At 32.6% G+C, this 19,814-nt stretch carries 10 protein-coding genes; all 10 read right to left on the bottom strand.

What is annotated here, in order from left to right:
• Positions 1-3: 3 nt before the first annotated feature.
• Positions 4-1,149 (bottom strand): MFS transporter, encoded by a 1,146-nt coding sequence (locus AAHF52_RS02200; RefSeq protein ID WP_342068481.1) that lies wholly within the window; start codon positions 1,147-1,149, stop codon positions 4-6.
• Between the two features lie 140 nt (positions 1,150-1,289).
• Entirely contained in the window at positions 1,290-2,333 is a 1,044-nt protein-coding gene (locus AAHF52_RS02195; RefSeq protein WP_264376874.1) for a threonine aldolase family protein, read from the bottom strand.
• Positions 2,330-3,379, bottom strand: a complete 1,050-nt coding sequence (locus AAHF52_RS02190; protein WP_211908672.1) for a threonine aldolase family protein — start codon at positions 3,377-3,379, stop codon at positions 2,330-2,332. Before AAHF52_RS02190 ends, AAHF52_RS02195 begins: the two co-directional genes overlap by 4 nt.
• Position 3,380: 1 nt before the next feature.
• Positions 3,381-5,156 carry an ABC transporter ATP-binding protein gene (locus AAHF52_RS02185; RefSeq protein WP_211908065.1) on the bottom strand — a complete coding sequence of 592 codons (1,776 nt, stop codon included), beginning with the start codon at positions 5,154-5,156 and terminating at the stop codon, positions 3,381-3,383.
• Complete coding sequence (locus AAHF52_RS02180; RefSeq protein ID WP_342068480.1) at positions 5,157-6,146, bottom strand: phytanoyl-CoA dioxygenase family protein; 990 nt, start codon at positions 6,144-6,146, stop codon at positions 5,157-5,159. It lies immediately after the preceding gene.
• Positions 6,147-6,150: 4 nt separating this feature from the next.
• Positions 6,151-7,827: a WG repeat-containing protein gene (locus AAHF52_RS02175; protein WP_264376595.1), complete on the bottom strand. Its 1,677-nt coding sequence runs from the start codon at positions 7,825-7,827 to the stop codon at positions 6,151-6,153.
• A complete protein-coding gene (locus AAHF52_RS02170; protein ID WP_342068479.1) occupies positions 7,788-10,115 on the bottom strand; it encodes a glycosyltransferase in 2,328 nt (775 codons plus the stop codon). The genes AAHF52_RS02175 and AAHF52_RS02170 overlap by 40 nt, the downstream gene beginning before the upstream one ends.
• Complete coding sequence (locus AAHF52_RS02165) at positions 10,072-11,025, bottom strand: NAD-dependent epimerase/dehydratase family protein (protein WP_264376250.1); 954 nt, start codon at positions 11,023-11,025, stop codon at positions 10,072-10,074. Before AAHF52_RS02165 ends, AAHF52_RS02170 begins: the two co-directional genes overlap by 44 nt.
• Positions 11,026-11,150: 125 nt before the next feature.
• Positions 11,151-11,888 carry an NTP transferase domain-containing protein gene (locus AAHF52_RS02160; protein WP_342068478.1) on the bottom strand — a complete coding sequence of 246 codons (738 nt, stop codon included), beginning with the start codon at positions 11,886-11,888 and terminating at the stop codon, positions 11,151-11,153.
• 133 nt (positions 11,889-12,021) lie between these two features.
• Positions 12,022-19,446, bottom strand: a complete 7,425-nt coding sequence (locus AAHF52_RS02155; protein WP_264376941.1) for an ankyrin repeat domain-containing protein — start codon at positions 19,444-19,446, stop codon at positions 12,022-12,024.
• Positions 19,447-19,814 lie beyond the last annotated feature (368 nt).

The raw sequence follows: 19,814 nt of genomic DNA, 5'->3' as shown, positions 1-19,814 counted from the left end.
TTTTTACACCGCTTTACTTAGTTTTTTTAGATCTTTGCTTGATAGTATGGAAAAGCAAACGAGTGCAACAACAGAGCAAATGGAAAAAAATGAAAACATAATACTGTTACCACAGTGCTTAACAAGTACTCCTAAGAGCACGCATGAAAATATTGAACTTGCAATATACCCAAATAATCCTGTTAAGCTTACAATTGCACACACATTATTTTGTGGAGCAATTTCTACAGCTATAACACCTGTCAGTACTTGCACTCCAAATATAAAGAATCCTGATAAGATTGCACCAAGGTTCATAAGAATTATGTTTTGACCAAAGTTCATTGCAATAAAAGTGAGTGCTATACCCAACATGTAAAGTAATGCCAGCAAGCTTCTATTTTGAAAGAAGTACATATCACTAATTCTTCCTGTGATTAAAGTTCCAAGGATTCCACCTAAATCATATACGCCTGTTATTAGTGAGGATTGTACAAGAGAAATTTGTAATTTATCCATTAAAATTATAGGAAACCAAAAAAAGATTCCCATTTTTATAATATAAGCACAAAAAGTAGCACAACATAGAAACCATATGGAACTTGTTACCTTGATACCTATTTGAGATTTCTGCACCTTATAATAGGTAGTAAAGTTGGCACTTTCTTTGTAATATGCTTTTAATATTGTATAAATTCCAAAAAGTAAGCATAAGAGACCAGAGTACAAAAATGCACTTTTTGCATCATATATTTTAATTATACTTGGTAATACAATTAAAGTAATACAAGAACCAAGTTGCTGAGATGCGCTCATAACTCCCCATGATGATGCAATTGAAGAGATGCTAGAGTTTGTAACCATAAACTTGGTAATAGCTGGCCAACCTAACCCTTGTGTCCAAGCTAATAATATTAATGTTAACAGTAATAAAGTTAGATTATTATATGATAAAGTTATACCAATGGTTAATAATCCAGTTGCAATATTGCATAGCCCAAACATAAATAATGGATTATTTTTGGAGTCCATGATTATTCCATTAACAAATTTTGATACTCCATAAAAAAAAGAAAAGCAGGCAAAAAAATAGCTTAATTTTACATGGTCAGTATCTATTAACAGTGGTAGAGCAATTGGTATACTTTGTCTTGATAAATAAAGCAGCATATATCCACAGAAGAATAGTAAATATTGAAAGAAGACAAAGTTCACACCTATTCCCAAATAGCTCTATGCAGATGCTAGCATAATACTATATTGGTATAATATTGTTTGACAAGAAGTTTGCAAACAATTAGTGCAGAAAATTACTTACTTAGTATCTTTCTTATAGCAGATACAGTAGTATTAATATCTTCATAGCTTATATCTCTATGTGTTATAGCTCTGATTTTACCTTTGATGTTAGCCATTCTAATTCCATAATTTGTCATTAGTACGTTTATTAATTCTTGAGTAGATATACAATTAGTACGTAATGAAAAATACGCTATATTAGTTTTATACAGGTCGATATCAATTATAACTTGATCTATAGAGCCTAGGCCTTCTATAAGGTGCTGCATTTTTTTATGATCTTCTTCTAAAGAATTTACATTATTATGTAGAGCATATAAACATGCAGCTGAAATAATGCCAGCTTGGTGCATACCTCCGCCAATTTGAAACTTATAGTACCAAGCTTTTTCAATAAAATCTTCACTTCCAAGCAATATTGCGCCCATTGGAGCACCTAATCCTTTACTAAAATCAATAAATATCGAATCAAAATAACTTGCATACTCTTTTGGAGATATTTTAGTATGAGCACAAGCGTTGAACAGTCTTGCTCCATCTAAATGAGTGAATACGTCATTCTCTTTGCAGAGACTTGAGATCTCTTGAATATATTCTAAAGGCCACACAGCTCCACCACCAAAATTTGTCGTTTGTTCGATAGAAACAAGCCCAACTCTCGGAATATTTCTTAAACTAGGACGAGTAATAAACTCAACAATTTGTTCTCCAGTAAATATTCCTCTCGTACCTTTGATGGGCAAAGGAGTGGCATGTGCCTGGGCTGCGATCAAGCCAGATTGTACTATGAGCGGATGTGAAGTTTCATCAAGCAGCAAGTAATCACCAGGTCTTTGAATGTGTACTTTATAAGCAATTACATTGGACATCGTTCCTGAAATCAAAAAGATTCCTGCAGGTTTACCTAATATTTTACATGCGGTTGCCACTAATTCGTTTACAGTTGGATCTTCACATGCAGCTTCGTTTCCAACTTTTGCTTTAGCCATCGCTTCCCTCATTTTAGCTGAAGGGTCAGTGTTTGAATCGCTAAAGAAATCTATTTTTATTCTCATATTAAATTTAACACAACCTCCTTTATAATTTCAGCAGCTTTCATGATTTCTGTTTCCTTTGTGCCAAGATGGGTAACTGCTCTTATATGAGACTCGAGCCAAGGAAAAAGCAATAAACCATAAGCTTGGCACTTACTCAAGAAAACCTCATTAGTTACATTTAGTGCTTTTATACTGAAGCTTACTATATTAGTTTCTGGATAAGGTAGTACCAGTTTTATGTGTGGAATTTCTTTAATCTTATCTGCAAACAATTTAGCGAGCTTATTATCTTCTTTAAGCCTAGAGATATTATTCTGTAGTACGTATTTTGCTGCATTAGCACAATACCCTATCTGATGATAACCACTACCTAGCCAAACCTGTAGCTTTTTAGCCCTTTCAATTATCTCTCTTTTACCCATAAGCATTGAACCAAAAGGAGCGCCAAGTCCTTTAGTAAAAGAAAAGCTCATTGTATCCACATATTTAGCATAATCTGCTAAAGCAATATTTGTTTCGATATGAGCATTAAATATTCTTGCACCGTCTAAATGAAGATTTACATTGTGAGCTTTTAAAAAGTGATATAACTCGACTTGTTTTTCAAAAGGATAAATTTTACCATTAAACCCATTTATACTATTTTCTATAGAAACAAGACTCACCTGAGCAAAAATTTTATACCTCGGCTTAGAATTAATAGCATATTCTACTTCATCAACATCTAAGATTCCGCTATTATTTCTAATACAATTAAATACGATATTATTTACTTTTGCATTGCCTGCGCTATCGAAAAAATTAACGTGGTAATTATAATGAGTTATTAGTTCATCACCAGGACTTGTTTGACTGGCAATGGCTAATCTATTTGCAAGCATACCGCTGGTTACAAATAATGCTTCTTCTACTTTGAATAATTGTTTGCAATATTCTGATAAGTCATTACAGCTTTTGTCTTCACCATAAGCAAAATCTCCAACAGTTGCATTACTTATTGCATGTATAACGTTGGAGCCCTGCAGAGTTGTAGTGTCACTTCTCAGATCAATAATTTTTTCCATCTTATTTTTTGCCATTCAAACAACCAATTTGAGCATTCCAAAGTTCCTTGTAAAGACCTTGCTTAGAAACTAATTCAGCATGTTTACCATCTTGGACAATTTTTCCTTTGTTAAATACTAGAATTCGGTCCATGTGTAAAAGTGTAGAAATACGGTGTGCTATAGTAATCGTAGTTTTATTTTTCATCAATTTGAATAAACTCATTTGAATTGTTTTTTCTGTTATAGAATCTAACTGACTAGTTGGTTCATCGAGAAATAATATTGGAGCGTTTTTTAAAAATGCCCTGGCTATTATTATTCTTTGTCTTTCTCCTCCAGATAGCTTGATGCCTTTTTCTCCGACTGTAGTTCCATATTGATCTGGTAGAGTCATAATGAAATCGTGAATACCAGCCAGCTTTGCAGCTCTCATTATTTCTTCGATAGTAGATTGAAGTCTACCATATATGATGTTTGCTAAAATAGTATCATGAAATAACAATGGGTCTTGAGGTATTACAGATATTTGTTGCCTCAAAGAACTCTGTGTAACTTCTGATACTATTTGATTATCAATCTGTATATTACCTTTTTTAACATCAAATAGCCTTAGAATTAAGTTTATAAAAGTAGATTTACCACCTCCAGAATAACCAACTAGACCTACCTTTTCGCAAGGATTAATGGTAACTGAGAAATCTTGAAATAATGGCTCCTGACCTTCATAAGAAAAAGAAACATTGTTAAACGTTATTCTTCCACTTAATAAATTTAATTCTTTAGCATTTTCCTTATCTTGAATTTCTGGTACAGTAGTCAAGATTGGCAATGCATCTGAAACTTTGCCGAAATGAGTAGAAAATTGGGTAAGATTCCTAGTTAGATGGTTAAGAAACTCTATAATCGATATATTAATTCCAAGTACAAGAGCAATATCTCCTATTGCAATTTTGTTCAATTGATAGTCATAAATTAAAAAGTACAAGTTTACTGCTTGGAGTATATCAAATGAATAGCCATATATAAACCAAAGACAAAAGTATGCCCATTGTAATTTTCTCTCTGCAATAGTTCTTTTCTTGCATATTTGAAAAAATTTGTGTCTCTCATGTGCTTGCTGAGAAAATAGCCTTACTGATATAACATTTAAAATACTATCTGCTATACTAGCTATTACTTGTGAATTTTGTTTAGAGTAATTATCAGCTAGTTCAGTAAGTACACGAAAGCTGAAAATCGATACTAAAATAAAAATGCTTACCCAAGTGAATGTGGCGATTGCAAATTTTATGTTTACTAATGATAAGGTATAAATAGCTAAGACTAATGCTATGCTGTAACCGAAAAAACAATCTATAAGCAATCTTATTAACTCTATCACACTATCCATTAAGTTACTGGCCTTATGTACTAAACTTCCGGATAAATTGTTCTGATAATAGGAATGGTCTTGTTGGAGTAGCCTACAAAAAGACATATCAGCTATTTTTTGACGCATTAAGGTAAACATTCGAATGTCAACAAAATAGCCATAGAATCTAAAAGCAGTAGTGATAAGTAATGCCATACCAAGATAAGCGCTTACAGGTAATAAAAGATTTTCAATTACATTACCTTCCTGATATTTTACAGCTGTATCTAGAATATTTTTTACTAAATACTTTCTAAAAGACAAATCAACAGCTACCACCAGAGCAACTAAAGACATTATAAGTACATTAAGCTTGAATTTAGATACTATATTCAAGATGAACATCAATACACATTTGAAGCTATCAACTCTACTTCTGTTCATTTACAATGCTAGCTCCACTACGTTGACTTTTTTATTAAGAAATACAAGTAGTGAAAACCATAAATTTTTGTATATTTTTCCTGAGATGTCTCCAGCATCATGTAGTGCTGATGCTTGATTTAGAATAAGCAGCTTATATAAATCTCGCTTAGCCTCAGTAGTGTCGATCTCAGAAATATTTGTAGTTGTATCTGTAATAAAGGCTAACCAGCTCTTGATAAGTTCTTCCATGTTTTTTGCTTTTATACTTTCCTGGTAGCCAAACAATGACAAGCATTCTCTCAGTATAGATTCTGTTAACTCACCACAATTGAGTATACCAAAAACTGAAGGCTGAGGTTTTGGCACATAGGGAAGGTCTTGATCTTTTATAATCCACCTTGTTACATAAGCAAATCTATCTTTAGCATCTGTATTCTTATCACTACCATGCCATAACCGTGAATCAAAAACTATCGCATCTCCTGCTGAAATAGGTAGTGACTTAATTTTGTAATTTTCTCGGTTGTTTGAGTACTGATCAAAAAAATATGGGTACCAAAAATCAACTAAAGGCTGTATTTCCCATTTATGACTGTTTTCTATAATTTGTAGTGCACCTGAAGTTTCACTTACATTATTCAAAGCTAACCAAACGGAAAAGTGGTAAGGATCATTGAAACTATAGGAGATGTCTTGGTGAAAGGGAACTGCATCTATTAAATCAGCAGTTTTACATATAACATTTGATTTTTTCTGCAGTATCTGACACTGAAGTGACTTTTCAAGGTAATTTTTAATAATTTTATCTAATGCTTGAGATATAATTCTAGTTACTTGAGATAACATGCCCCATCTGCCGGTACAGTTTAAGTAGTCAGAAGTTGAAACACTTATTTCTTGGGATAGCTTTGATATCTTATTTGTTATATCACTTAAAGACTGAATTATTAGCTCTAAAGGAACCAGATTTTTGATAATAAAAAAAACATTTTTTTGTAATGTTTCCATGTGATTAACATCTGACATCAATAACTGATAAGTAATCTGTTAAAGGTAAAACAGCAAAAATTTTGAATCCTTTTACTTGTTTGAGTATTTTTTCCCAATCGTTTAATGTTCTTAGTTTACCTCCTGTTTCAACCATGACATTAATATCTACAGAGCCTCCAGTTGGAGAGCGGTAATCTAAAATAGTTTCTATCAATAAAATACGAGATATTCCTTTGACCAATTTTAAATAAGACAATACTTTATCATCATCATAGTGCTGTAGAAAGCGGCAAAAGACACCTAATTCATAATTTGTAACTGATAGTTCTTCCTGAGTTATAAGTTTGACTTTTAAATTTTCTACTAACTGTCTTGGTACTTTATGTTCGTTATATAGGCCTATAGAACCTTTATTGTGTATATCAGAATAAGCAAGAAATAAAGAGTGTACACCAAATAGCAATATATTCTTAGCACCATCTATATTAATCCTAGAATTAAACTCTTTAGTATCAAATCTAGAATATCCTAGCAATGCTTGGTAAAACGCTATTTTCTTATCTTCTGATGCTTCTCTTTCCTTAAAAGATTCAAATGAAGAGATTGACTCCTGTTTTAGTATATCAGCAATCTTTAACCAATTCTTTTCAGCGGCAACTCTTGCCCACATTGTTGCTGCTTTTGGCAAAAATGGTATTTCCTTAAGACACTTACCTTTTGATGATAGTTTCCATAAGTCCTCGTCCTTATCGTAATCAACAAACCCTATTTCCCACAACGCCCTTAACAGCCTTTCTAGATTTGGTACGATAATGTTTAACTTTTTAGATAAAACTGGCATAGTTGCAGGTAAAATATTTAACAAATCAAGTTCAATAGCAATGCTTGTTAGGTAAGTTTTCCAAAAGGCTGAAAGTTCTGCAGAAATCCTATGCACTTGAGATTCTTTACCTAAATCAAAAATACTAAACTTTACATTTCCGGTAATATCGATTTGTCCTAACAGACCTTCAAAAGTTTCAACTTTTGCCATCCCATTATAGAATGCTTCTACCATTTTAAATCTCTGCTGGTAAACAGGATCACCATTAATATCTATATGAAACCAACCATGTTGATCTTCTGCAATAGAATACCCTTTATGAAAAACATTAAGTTTTTTATACCATTTATTATGTACTAACTTTCCATGATGATTAATATGTGTAGCTTTACCATCCTTATAGACTACAGCGATACCATCCTTAAAATCTCCAACATAATCATATTCCTCCTGATAAATCCTGTTGCCATTTAAATTAATATGAAAACATTTATCATGTCTTCTAACTACACAAGCATCTTCCTGATAATTTCCAATCCATTGATAAGACTGTTTGTATACTCTACATCCAAATGAATCAATATGGTAACACCCTGTATCATCTTCTACGGCTGCTCTATTAAAGTAGAATCCAAAAGTTTTTAGAAATCTATTATGATAAACTGCTTCTCCTCTTACATTGATATGATAAGCACCTGTCTGATCATAAACCGGTGCAAGACCAGGCTCATGAAATTTACCAACCTTTATAAACCTATTTTCATACAAAGGATTTCCTAGTAATTCGTGAAAGCTCTCACACGGTGAAATTTTAATAGATCTAAGATTATCTTTGATTAATTGATCAAAGGTTTTCTCATGTTGCATGTTTTGCATAATTTGTAATTTAAATAATTCTTTTGTAAGCTTAGGTACTCACTACTCTGCCATATTTCCTCGAGTTTAACCTCATTAACATTACCAAAATTTCCTAATGTCTTACGGAGTTCATCTGGAGCACAGCAAGGACTAAACTTTCCTTCATTGTTTATCCATGCTTCTTTACCTAAAAATGGGCATTGACCACCTGGAGCCAAATCCTTAATACCTTCTTGAGAAAGAATTGTAAAATTTTCTAATTTTATCTTTTTACCATTTGGTAATAGCATATTATCTCTAAGCTCATATAACCTTCTCACCTCTGTATTCCATCTACTAATTGCTAACTCATCTCTTCTCATAGATAGATCCTTAATTTCCTCAAAATGTGCCCAAAGATGATGTCCTTTAACTCTATCTATGCCGTTTTTTATGGCCATCTTAACTATGTCATAGAGTTCATGTAAATTACTTTCCAAAAATGTTAATTGTAAAGTAACGGTACACCTTTCACCTGTATCGCTAAAGTATTTATCTCTAACTTCAAGGAAAGTTTTTAAATTTTCTGTCACTACTTCCCATTTTGAACCTTTCATGATTCTTTCATGAGTTTCTTTAGTTGCCCCATTCCAGGAAATCTTAACATCAGATAAAATTGGTACCAATAGTTCAGCCCATTTTCTAGCTCTTTTAATGGGAAAAGAACCATTGGTTGTGAGGTTAAGCTTAAGGCCGAACTCATGGCACAAATTGATTATTTCATCAAAGCTTTTATACATTAAAGGCTCACCCATAGTAGAAGGAATGATTTCCCTTAAAGGTGTGTCAGCTGCTTCCTTAATTACTTTTCTGATAGTTTCTATCGACAGTATCTTAGGTTTTATTCCTTTAGCTTTCTTTTCTTCTTTAACTTTGCTGTATGGTGAAAAACATTCGCACATTATACAAGCAAAATTACAGTAATCTGGATTAGTATCAAAAGTAATTCTCCAAGGACCGGGTTTAACAGCTACTGATTTGCCTTTCTTTTCAATAGCATTACGGTAAATCTTGTTAAGTTTCTCAATATGCTCACTCATAGAAGGTATATTTCCATTTTTAGTATAAGGATAGCCTTTTTGGGTAAGTTTATTGTATAACTCCTGATTTGTAGATAGGACTTGCATTTTTTCTGACAAACTACTTGCATCTCTGTGCTTAAATAATAGTCCATCTCTTACATATTCTGCCATACCACCATAATCGGCTGTTATAACTGGTATTCTAAGTTGCTGTGCTTCATGTATTACTAACGGTGAATTTTCACCCCAAATTGAAGGAACGACTATTGCATCAACTTTATTAAATACGTCAGTAACTATATTCTTATTATCATAACTTCCCATCCACTCTATTCTTTCTTTAACAACAGGTGAAAACTGATCGGCAATCGCTTTTAAAGCTTTAGTTTCTTCTCTTGCTGCTCCCCAAATTCTAAGTTTTGCTTTAGATGATAAGTGAGAAAAAGCTTTCAATAATAGATCAACACCTTTTTCGGGAGTATGAGTACCAATATAACCGAAAATAAACTCTTTTTCTTGTACTCTATTTCTATTCTTAAGACGATTGAGATCAAAACCATAATCAAGATAAGAAATTTTGTTTATCGGAACATTAAAATCCTGAGTAAATTTATCCATCAAGAATTTCGATGGGGAAATAAAGTAATCTATATAGTCTATTATTTTCCTTGTGTGCTTCATTCTAGTTGCAACCCATTGTTCCCAATAATTTAGGTCTGAATTCAGGAATTCTTCATCTCCTGTAAAATATCCCTTGTAACATTGGGTTGCACATTTTTGATCCTTTTGTCCATCACAAAGCTGTAATAAATCTTCAGAATTGCGTTGAATAAACCTTCCTCTTGGACACATTAACCAAAAGTCATGTAGCGTAAAAATTGTAGGTATATTTTCTTTAAAAGCAATTTCTGGTAAAGTAATTGATAGATGATTAAGATGACCAAAATGTATAAGATCTGGCTGAAAGTTATCTATTACTCTTTTAAATTTTATATCTACTTCTTCATTAATAAATTTATAACGATATTTAGCTATGGGTATATTAATTAAATGCAGTAAGATTCGAGAATCACTACGATCTAGGACTGTAGTGTAATAAAAATCAGGTAAAAAGCTATTTTCATACCTAGTAAATACTTGTACCTCATTGTTATTTGCTAGTTCATGAGCAAGAGTTTGGCTGTAAACCTCTGAACCAGCGCTATAATAAGGAGGGTAACCATGAATAACTTTTAATATTTTCATATATTACCATATCTATATTGTTAGGATACTCTTGTATATTGTTTTGTAGACTTTTTATAAAATTGCTTAATCCTACTTCTAATGAATGCTTTGGAGACCAACCAAGTAGCTCTTTAGCTCTAGTAAAATCACCATGGAACTTAGTTACGTCAAAATTTCTTGGAGGATAAAAATCAATTCTAGAATCACTTTTCGTGACTTTTAATATTGTTTTTGCTAAGTTTTCTAAAGTACATGGGCTATTAGTAGTAAGATGAATAGCAGGAAGAGAAGATTTTTCACTTTGTAAATATTTAACAGTTAAGCATATACCCTCTATAACATCATCCAAGTAGGTAAAATCAAAAACACATTCTTTACCTTCTATTTTAATTGGATCACCTCTTAATGCATTAATACAGAGTGCGGGAATTACTCTACTGTTATGATCTAGTAAACCACCGTATACATTTGAAAAGCGTAATATTGCTACATTAAAATCTTTTAAACTTGTTATTTGCTTCTCAATAAATGCTTTACCTTTGGCATAATTATTTATTGGATCGATACTAGCAGATTCTGTAACCGGCAGTTCCTTCTGCTCTCCATAGACTTCCCTACTACTTGCATATATAAACCATGGTTTATTTGGAAGTGACTTACATAACCCTAAAAACTGCATTGTACCATCAACATTAATTTTTTTACACAGTTCAGGATAAAGTTCACCATGTATAACTCGAGAAATTGCAGCCAGATGAATAATTCCTGTACACTTAGCAAGTAGTGGTACTATATCTTCTGAAAAAAAACTGAGTGGATTGTTGCGAAACCTAATATCACAGCTTATTACTTCATGGCCCTGGTTTTCTAACTTTTTCACCAAGGTTGACCCTATCAAACCTGCAGCACCTGTTATTAATATCCCCATGTATACCCTCTCACTACAACTAGGAAAATTTGTCGTACCAATTATCTTACAAGTAAGAATCAAAAGGTATTATAAAACCAGTATAAAACAAATGTCAACTTAAATTAATGAATAAAAAAATGTAGTTATGAAAGAAAAGTTGGCTGCCTTCTTTCTTGAAAATAGTGTTCGGCTTTAATCAAATCCTCTTTATTATTTACTCCCATTGCTTCTCTTTCATCAGAAACTACATAACCTACACTCAAGTTATTGTTTGCTGCAATGGGCACTATATCATTAAGACAATATTCATTGGTCGAATTATTGAATTTTATTTCTTTTACTAAGGTAAAGAGATCTTTAGCATATAAAGCCATTATTCCAGAGTTTGCAAGAAGCATTTTATCTCCATTTTTTAGGATTTTTTGAACATTTCCGTAATTATCAATTACTAATCTTCCATATTGTTCATCTTGACTATTGAATCCAAGAAGAACTAAATTATTATACTTTAAACAATCAGTCATTTTCATAACTGTATCGCTAGATATAAAAGGAGTGTCTCCATACTGTATTAAAACTATGTCTTGATCAGATAACTCCTCCAGATTTTCTAGAGCAATTTTAACTGCAGTGCCAGTGCCTGTAATATCTTCTTGAATTATTAGTTTTATATTGTATTGATCGATTATACTTTTTAGAGTATCAAAGTTTTCTAAATCTTTTAGAAGGGAGTTGTTAACAACAATTGATAAGCTTTTTAGACTCAGCGATTTTGCATTAGAAATTATATGTTCTAAAAGAGTAAGATTTCCCACTTGGTGCAACGCTTTTGAATATTCAGAATTCATTCTACTGCTCTTTCCTGCTGCTAATATTATCAAAATTTTACTCATACATAATTCAGGAATTGATTAGGTAGTAAGTTAATTTATAATTAGTAAGATGTAAAGTCCACTGTAATTTTTATATATTTTCTAGATCTTGGCACCCTCATTAGAGTTTCATTTAAGAGAGCTATAACTTTAAACTCTTTACTCGATTTTCTACGCTGACATCTTGTAAACTCTGATCTGGACTTTTTAATATTTCTAATAATCTACTTGCAAGGTTTGAGTGTTTATTGATTACTGCAACCTGGACTAATGACTTGTCTTGATCATTACGAGCATTTGTTACAGCTACGCGCTCATCAGGTTTTATTGCTTTCAGCTTACTGATAATTTCAACATTACCATTTTTTGCATTCTCAAACAGCTCTTCTACTAATTTCAATAGGTTAGTAATATTTTGGTCTCGAGAAAGATCAAGTGGTGCTTTACCTTCTTTATTCTTGATGTTATAAATTGCACCATGTTTTAATAAAGATTTTACAACTTCCAAGGAGCCACCTTTAGCTGCAACATGAAGTGATGTAGTACCACTAGAAGTAGTTTTAGCATTAACAAAGTCATTTAATTTATCACGACTGATATGTTGTAACAGAACCTCAACAATTTCTTTGTAACATTTGGAAGTAGCAGTGTGTAATGGTGTATTACCTTTATTAGTAACTTGACTAACATTAGCTCCATTTGTTAGTAAGATGTTTACTATATCTATGTGTCCATTGCTAACAGCGTAATGCAACGGTGTTCTTCCATCAATATCTTTATCGTTGGCATCAGCTCCATCTTTTAACAGACGCTGAACAGTTCGTATATCACCTTTACTAGCAGCAATGTTGATATCTTTCTGCAGATGCTGGAGAACCTCTGATGCTTCGCTACCCTCAAGCTTAAATCTAAAATTAATCATCTCTATCTTTTTTAAAATATCTAAAACACTCGGATGACTTGGTCCAAAAACAGCTTTTCTTTGATCTAAACTTTCTCTGTAGACTTTAAGTGCGCTGATCCATTTCCCTTGAGCAAAAAGTACATTTGCTATGTTGTATTGAGTATTCAAGGTTTCTGGGTGATTTTGTTGTAAAGCTTTTTTCTGGATATTTAAAACCTCTTGAAAAGCTTTCAAGGCTTCATGATATTTATTTTGATTGAAGAGTACCCCAGCAATGTTATGTAACGTTCTCAAGGTATCAGCATGATTAATACCTAAAATTATTTTCTTCTTTTCAAAAACCTCTTTATAGATTTTTAAGGACTCTTCGTATTTACCTTGGTTAGCTAGTACCATTGCTATATTATTTTTGGCACTCACAGTGGCTAGATCATGTGTACCTAGTGTTTCTTTCCTCTTTTCAAAAACTGCCCTATTGATATTTAACGCTTCTTCATATTTTCCCTGTTTATCTAATACTAATGCCATGTGAAACTGAGTATTTAAGGTATCTGAATGATTTGACCCTAGTATTTCCTTTTGTCTCTGATAGACTTCTTGATAAATATTAAAAGCTTCTTCATCTTTCCCCTGTCTATGCAGCACTAAAGCGATTGTACTTCTTGTACTTAAAGTATCCTTATCGTTTAAACCCAGCATTTCTTTTTGTTTCTGAAAAATCTCTTTAAGCATATTTAAAGCTTCTTGGTAAATTCCTTGCTTATATAGCACTTTGGCTATATATGTCTGAATATCTAAAGTACCAGGATTGTCTGGTCCTAGTATTTCTTTTCTTCTTTCAAATGCGCTTCTGAAAATACTTAAGGCTTTTTGGTAATTGCCTTGATTCAAGAGCACTAAAGCTGTATCAATCTGAGCGGATACGTCACTTTGCGATATCTGCTTCAACTGCTCGACTTTTGAAAAGTTACTATGTACTGCAGCAACTACTAACGTTTTGTTCTCTCTATTACGAGCACTCATCACTGCTTTTACTGTATCAATATCCTTTATCTTATTTAGGTCATTAATAACTTGAGCATTACCATCTTTAACCTTTTTAAATGATTCACTGACTAGTTTAAATAAGCTAGTTATACTTTTATCCACAGTAAAATCTGATGGTGTTTTCCCACTGTCAGAGACAGCATTGTATACTGCACCATTAGATAATAGGGCCTTTACAACTTTTAAGTGAGAGAACTTAGCAGCATAATGCAGAGGAGTAAACCCCTTGTTACCAACCACATTAGGATTAGCTTTATTTTGTAATAGAATATTGACAACTCCATCATAGCCCTTCCATGCAGCATAATATAATGGTGTTACACTATCAGCATTTTTGGCATTAACAAACGCTCCTGCTTTAATGTAATTCTCAACCTCTGAAGAGCTATTACGTTTTACAGCCTCAAATAATTTCTCAGTTGATGCTAATAGATTGATAACGTCTTTATCGTTAGTCATTTCTAATGGTCTTCTACAAAGCTTGTCAACAGCGTTATAAACTGCACCATTTTTTAATAAAACTTCAATAACGTCTTTATAACCAAAATTAGCAGCAATATGCATAGGGGTTAAGCCATTAATATCTTTAGCATTAACGTCAGCACCTTGTGCTATCAAATACTTTACAACTTCTAACCGACCTTTCATTGCAGCATAGTGTAGTAATGTCTGGTTAGCTGTACCAAGCTCATTAATACTCAACCCCTTGCTAAGGAAAAACTCTACGGTATCTTTATAACCTTCTCTAGCTGCAATGTGTATAGGCTTTGATCCAGAGGCATTTTTAGCATTAATATTAGACCCTTCATCTACTAGACATTTTACCATTTCCAAGTTACTTTCCTGTGAAGCAATGTGCAGTATAGTCCAATCATCATTGCCTTTAGCATTCATATCTACTTTTTTATACTGCAGTAACATTTTAACCACTTGCAAATGACCATGTGCAACTGCTAATTCTAAAGGTGTTCTGCTCTTATTGTCCTTAACATTAACTTTTGCTCCATTACTTAATAGGACTTCAATAACATTAACATGGCCGTGTCCTGCAGCTATATGTAGTGGAGCACCTTCAACATTTACAAAGTTAACGTTAGCCTTGTTTGCTATCAAAATTTCAGCAACTTCTTCATGGCCTTCTTGTGCCGCAAGATATAATGGTGTTGTACTATTAATAGTCATAGCATCAACATTGGCTCCCCTTGCTATCAGAGCATTTACTATTTCCTTGTGGCCTCTTTTAGCAGCCAAATGTAATAGTGTAGCATCTTCAGGACCTTTCATATTAGTACGGGCCTTGTTTTTTAGCAAAATCTCTACAATATCCCTATAACCAGCGAGCACTGCTAATGATAAAGGTTCACCACCTTCTGCATTAACACTAGCTCCATTTTCTACAAGAACTTCAACGATTTCCTTATGATTATGCTTAATAGCAGAAAGCAATGGTGTTAGGTTGTTACTCTTAACATTAACATTGGCTCTATTTGCTACCAAAATTCCAACGATTTCTTTATAACCTTCCTCCACAGCTACATGTAATGGTGTACTACCTGCAATACCTTCCATATTAACTTTGGCTTCATTTTTTATTAAAAGGTTCACAATATCTTTGTGACCCCCTACAATAGCTGCATGTAAAGGTGTAAGACCATAATTAGCACTAGTATTGACTTCAGCTTTACTTTTGATTAGAAAAGCAATAGCGTCTTTATGTCCACTTAGAGCAGCTACATGCAATGGCGTCATGCCATCATTAGTTCTAGCATCAACTTCAGCTTTATTTTTTATTAGAAGATCAATAATATCTTTGCTACCATTCATCGCAGCTGCATGTAATGGTGTACTACCCTTAATGTCTTGAGCTCTAACTTCAGCTTTATTTCTTATTAGGAGTTCAATAATATCTTTGTGACCTTTCAGAGCAGCTACATGTAATGGTGTTAGATTATTATTGGCTTTATCATTGATTTCTACTCCATTTTTTATTAAAAGCTCAGCAACTGCCTTATGACCACTCTCTGCTGCATAGTGTAATGGCGTAGCATTATTTTTATCTTTAGCGCGAATGTTAACCCCATGCTCGAGAAGAGCAACAACTATCTTCAAGTGGCCACTCTGCACTGCAAAATGTAGTGGGGTTATACCTTCCACAGTGGCAATACTAGCATTTGCATTATTTGTCAGTAAAGCCTTAACAATTTTCTCATGTCCATCTTTTGCTGCGTAGTGCAAAGGTGTGTTATTATAGGTTTTGTCAACAACATTAACATTAGCTCCATGCTTCAATAAAATATTAGCTATCTTTTCATGACCGTTTTCTATTGCATAGTGTAATGGTGTACAACCATCTATAACTCTGGAGTTAACATCGGCTCCTTTGAGAATTAAAGCATTCACTACTTCTAGGTGGCCATTTAGTGCTGCTGTATGTAATGGTATTCCCTCCTTATCGTTTCTTGCATTAACATTTGCCTCATTTTTCAGTAAAAAATTAACTAGCCCTAGATAACCACTTTCTGCAGCTATATGTAGTGAAGTAAAGCCACCCATAGTTTCGTTGATGTCAACATTCGCTTCTTTTTCCAGCATAATCTTAGCAACATCAATATGATTGTTTTTTATTGCATAGTGTAAAGGTGAAAAACCAGCTATATCTTTGGTATTAGTATTAGCATTATTTTTTAGTAGAATTTCAACAGCATCTTTGTGACCATTTTTAGCTGCAATATGTAGTGATGTTTTGCCACTATTATCTAGATCATCAACATATACACCTGTTTTTCCTATAAAAAATTCCACAATATTTTTCCTTCCATATGCAGCAGCAATATGTAGTGGGCTTTGACCATTAATATCTTTAACATTAACGTCTAAATTTTGATTAAGAACAAATTTTATAATTTCAAGACTAGGTCCCTTAGCAGCAAAATGTAATGTAGTCCATGAGTTAATACTTCTAGCATTGATGTCTGCTCCTTTTTTGAGATAACTCTTTAAGTCTTCAAGATTTCCTTCTTCCAACGCAGCAAACATTTTTTCCTGATTAGTAATAGTGATAAGGTTTTGATCGTATTTATCTTTCAGCTTGGAAGGATCATCTCTTACCGACTTGCCAATTTTCTTCTTACTTTTTATTACATTTTCTGAAATAAGTTTTTTAGCGTTCAAGATAACTGCTATTGAGGGATCAGATAACAATACATCAACTAAGGTATTATCGTGTGCTAAATGATTACGCAAACATTTTCCAGTTAATAAAGGAGTGTTATCATCTAAAAAAAGTAGATTGTTTTCTAGATGCTTCTCTGATCTACCTAAAATTGACATTATATCCAGAACAAGCATTTCTACTACTGCTTGCAACTTTTTATTCCTCTTGTAGGAAGGAAGCTTTTCAGTTAACTTGCCACTTAATGCGTTATTCCTCAAAATACTTTTCAGTTCAGATAACTTCAGTTCAAGCTGGTTATTGTATTTTTCTTCTGTTATGTTGTAAGCCTTCCTTTGTTTATGTATAGGAATAAACGAACCTTTCTCATTCAACTTGTTTCTTAATTCCTCAATCCATTTAAGGTCACCTGTTCCAAGTTCAGCAATGTAAAAAATCTCACAAGTTAATCTATTTACTTTATCAAGGTTGTCATCCTGTATTCTTGACCTAACACTATGAGAAATTTTCATTGATAGTTCGGCTATTTCTTTAAGATTGTGAGACTCTATTTGGGAAGGAATATTCTCTAGTGTTTTATTAGCAAAGAATTTTATTCCTCTAATAACATTATGGTCAATCTTATTGTCATTCAAACCAACATCTAAGCTCTTTAATGATATAAACGCCGTAACATAATCAGTTCTGATATTTTTTGATTTAGTTTTTGCAAAATTGATTATGTTATCAATTTTATTAAACAGCTCCTTTTCATAATTCGTCTTTTCAGTTATATTATTGCTTAATTCTTTTATGAGTTTTTCAAGCTTATCATGTTCCATCACTTTAAAACTCTCTGTAATCATTTCATCTAATTCAACGTTACTAAATATTCCAGCAACTTCTTTTATCTCGTCTAAGTTTTCACTACTGGTAATTTTCTTTAGCAATATTATGACTATTTTAATCTTGTTATTGTAAAGAATATCAGTAATTACATTATCGATTCTTTTAGTATCATTTTGAACACCAATAAAAAAGTTAACATCTGTATTTTCCTCAATCTCTGTTCTTTTAGAGAGCGAGTAAGCATGTGACAGTGAATTACGTAAATCTATAATGACTTCTCTTGTGTTCTTTGGTAATGATAGTAGAAGAAGCTCGCTTGTAGTGCTAGATAACTTGGGAGATTCTAGAGTGTTTTTTAAATATTCACCAATAACCTGTAAAACCCTTGTAATAATTAACTGTCCTTCCCTTTCTTTAGGATTAGCTGATAATGCCAACTTTATATAATCACTTATTTTCTCTAAAGAATGAATATCCCTAATTTGTTGATAATCGCTATACAACTCTCCAAATTGAGGATAATTGCTAACGATCTCTGCAACAACCCTCTCACGTTTTAACTTCGGGAGATCAGCAAATTTACCAATGTCCACACCTTCTATAATATCTTTTTCTTCTTTAAGTTTCTTTGCAAAATTTTCCAAGTGGTCTAGTATTTTACTTTTATTCAATGTGGCATTATAGAATAGATTCATTTCCTGTCGTTTTATGTGAGAAGAAACAAAACTGATCAAACAAAATTCCATTTCTTCCCAAGGTAGTCTATCGTAGGTTGATTTCAACTGCCGCTTTAATATATGAATATTTTGTGCAATAAATTTTGCTATGAATAAAAACTTTTCATCTACTTTTTCTGTGTTTGAATACTCTGCCTTTAACAGGCTAATATTTTGAAGTACTAACTCAATCCGCTCTCTTATGTTATTAAGATAACTCTTCACATTCTGATCTTGTCCAGAAGCACTAGAGAAAAAACGGAGGTTTATCAATTTATTTTCAACAAAAATTTCTATCTCTTCTGATAATAATACGTTCTTTAGCTTTAATTCCTCATAAGCTCGTGAAAGAATTTCATCTAATTCCCTGAAATGAACAGCAAAATAATTACCTGGCCATTTATTAATGAGTGTATCAAGAAGTTCAACATTACCTGAACGTATAGCATAATAAAACGCATTATGGCATGTTTCATCCTCATCATCTGGTAATATAGTAGTTTCTCTGATGCCAACAGATAAATTACTGAGAATTTTACTATTATTGCCAAGTAGGTATTCTAAAATCTTTACCTTATTGTGTTTACAAGCTAAGATAACTAAGTTAGTACTCTTAACAGGATTGTTAGCATTATCATAATAGTCTCTCAAAGTTACTTGATCTTCTGCATCAGTTATGTAATCAATAAAATTGCTTAATTTTTTTAAGCTGTCGACATTACCATCTGATATTGCCTCTTCGAGTTCAGTTAAAACCAGGAGATAAAGTTCTTCAGCTTTTGCTTTTCTGCGGTAGAGCTTTTTATATTCTCTAATAAACTCCTCTTTTGATGTGTAAGAACGTGATAAAAACTGTTTATCTTCTTGATAAAAACTGGTTTGTTGTTTAGGTACATGCATAAACCCTCTCTGAGATATATTTACACCAGTATTAGAATAGCAAAGTTTACTTAATATGGCAAAAATTAAAATAGCATCTTTTGTTAATAAAATATTTTTGAGAGAATATCTACTAATCCTTCAATTTCAGGACGAAAAGCCTTCACAACATTTGATTTTGGGTGTGGGAAATGTGTTGGTTGTTTAAATTTTTAGTAACACCTACTAATAATAACCCGTTTGAAAACAACAAAGAGAAATGATGATCAACTTACATAAAAAAGCACTAAGTTTAGTGTTTTGGCATTATAGCAATCTCTTATGTATCACCTCTCTGGAACCATACGACTAATTGTTGTTCATAAAAAACTCTAGTACTGACAAAAAAT

The organism is Wolbachia endosymbiont (group B) of Melanargia galathea (genome assembly GCF_964030625.1).
GTDB lineage: Bacteria > Pseudomonadota > Alphaproteobacteria > Rickettsiales > Anaplasmataceae > Wolbachia.
Note: the sequence above shows the minus strand (reverse complement) of the source record. Positions and strands in the feature narration are given on the sequence as shown.

Coding starts and splice junctions, on each gene's coding strand:
- AAHF52_RS02195 (WP_264376874.1), bottom strand. CDS start 2,333: ATGAGAATAAAAATAGATTTCTTTAGCGATTCAAACACTGACCCTTCA.
- AAHF52_RS02170 (WP_342068479.1), bottom strand. CDS start 10,115: ATGAAAATATTAAAAGTTATTCATGGTTACCCTCCTTATTATAGCGCT.
- AAHF52_RS02190 (WP_211908672.1), bottom strand. CDS start 3,379: ATGGAAAAAATTATTGATCTGAGAAGTGACACTACAACTCTGCAGGGC.
- AAHF52_RS02175 (WP_264376595.1), bottom strand. CDS start 7,827: ATGCAAAACATGCAACATGAGAAAACCTTTGATCAATTAATCAAAGAT.
- AAHF52_RS02200 (WP_342068481.1), bottom strand. CDS start 1,149: ATGCTGCTTTATTTATCAAGACAAAGTATACCAATTGCTCTACCACTG.
- AAHF52_RS02180 (WP_342068480.1), bottom strand. CDS start 6,146: ATGGAAACATTACAAAAAAATGTTTTTTTTATTATCAAAAATCTGGTT.
- AAHF52_RS02185 (WP_211908065.1), bottom strand. CDS start 5,156: ATGAACAGAAGTAGAGTTGATAGCTTCAAATGTGTATTGATGTTCATC.
- AAHF52_RS02155 (WP_264376941.1), bottom strand. CDS start 19,446: ATGCATGTACCTAAACAACAAACCAGTTTTTATCAAGAAGATAAACAG.
- AAHF52_RS02165 (WP_264376250.1), bottom strand. CDS start 11,025: ATGGGGATATTAATAACAGGTGCTGCAGGTTTGATAGGGTCAACCTTG.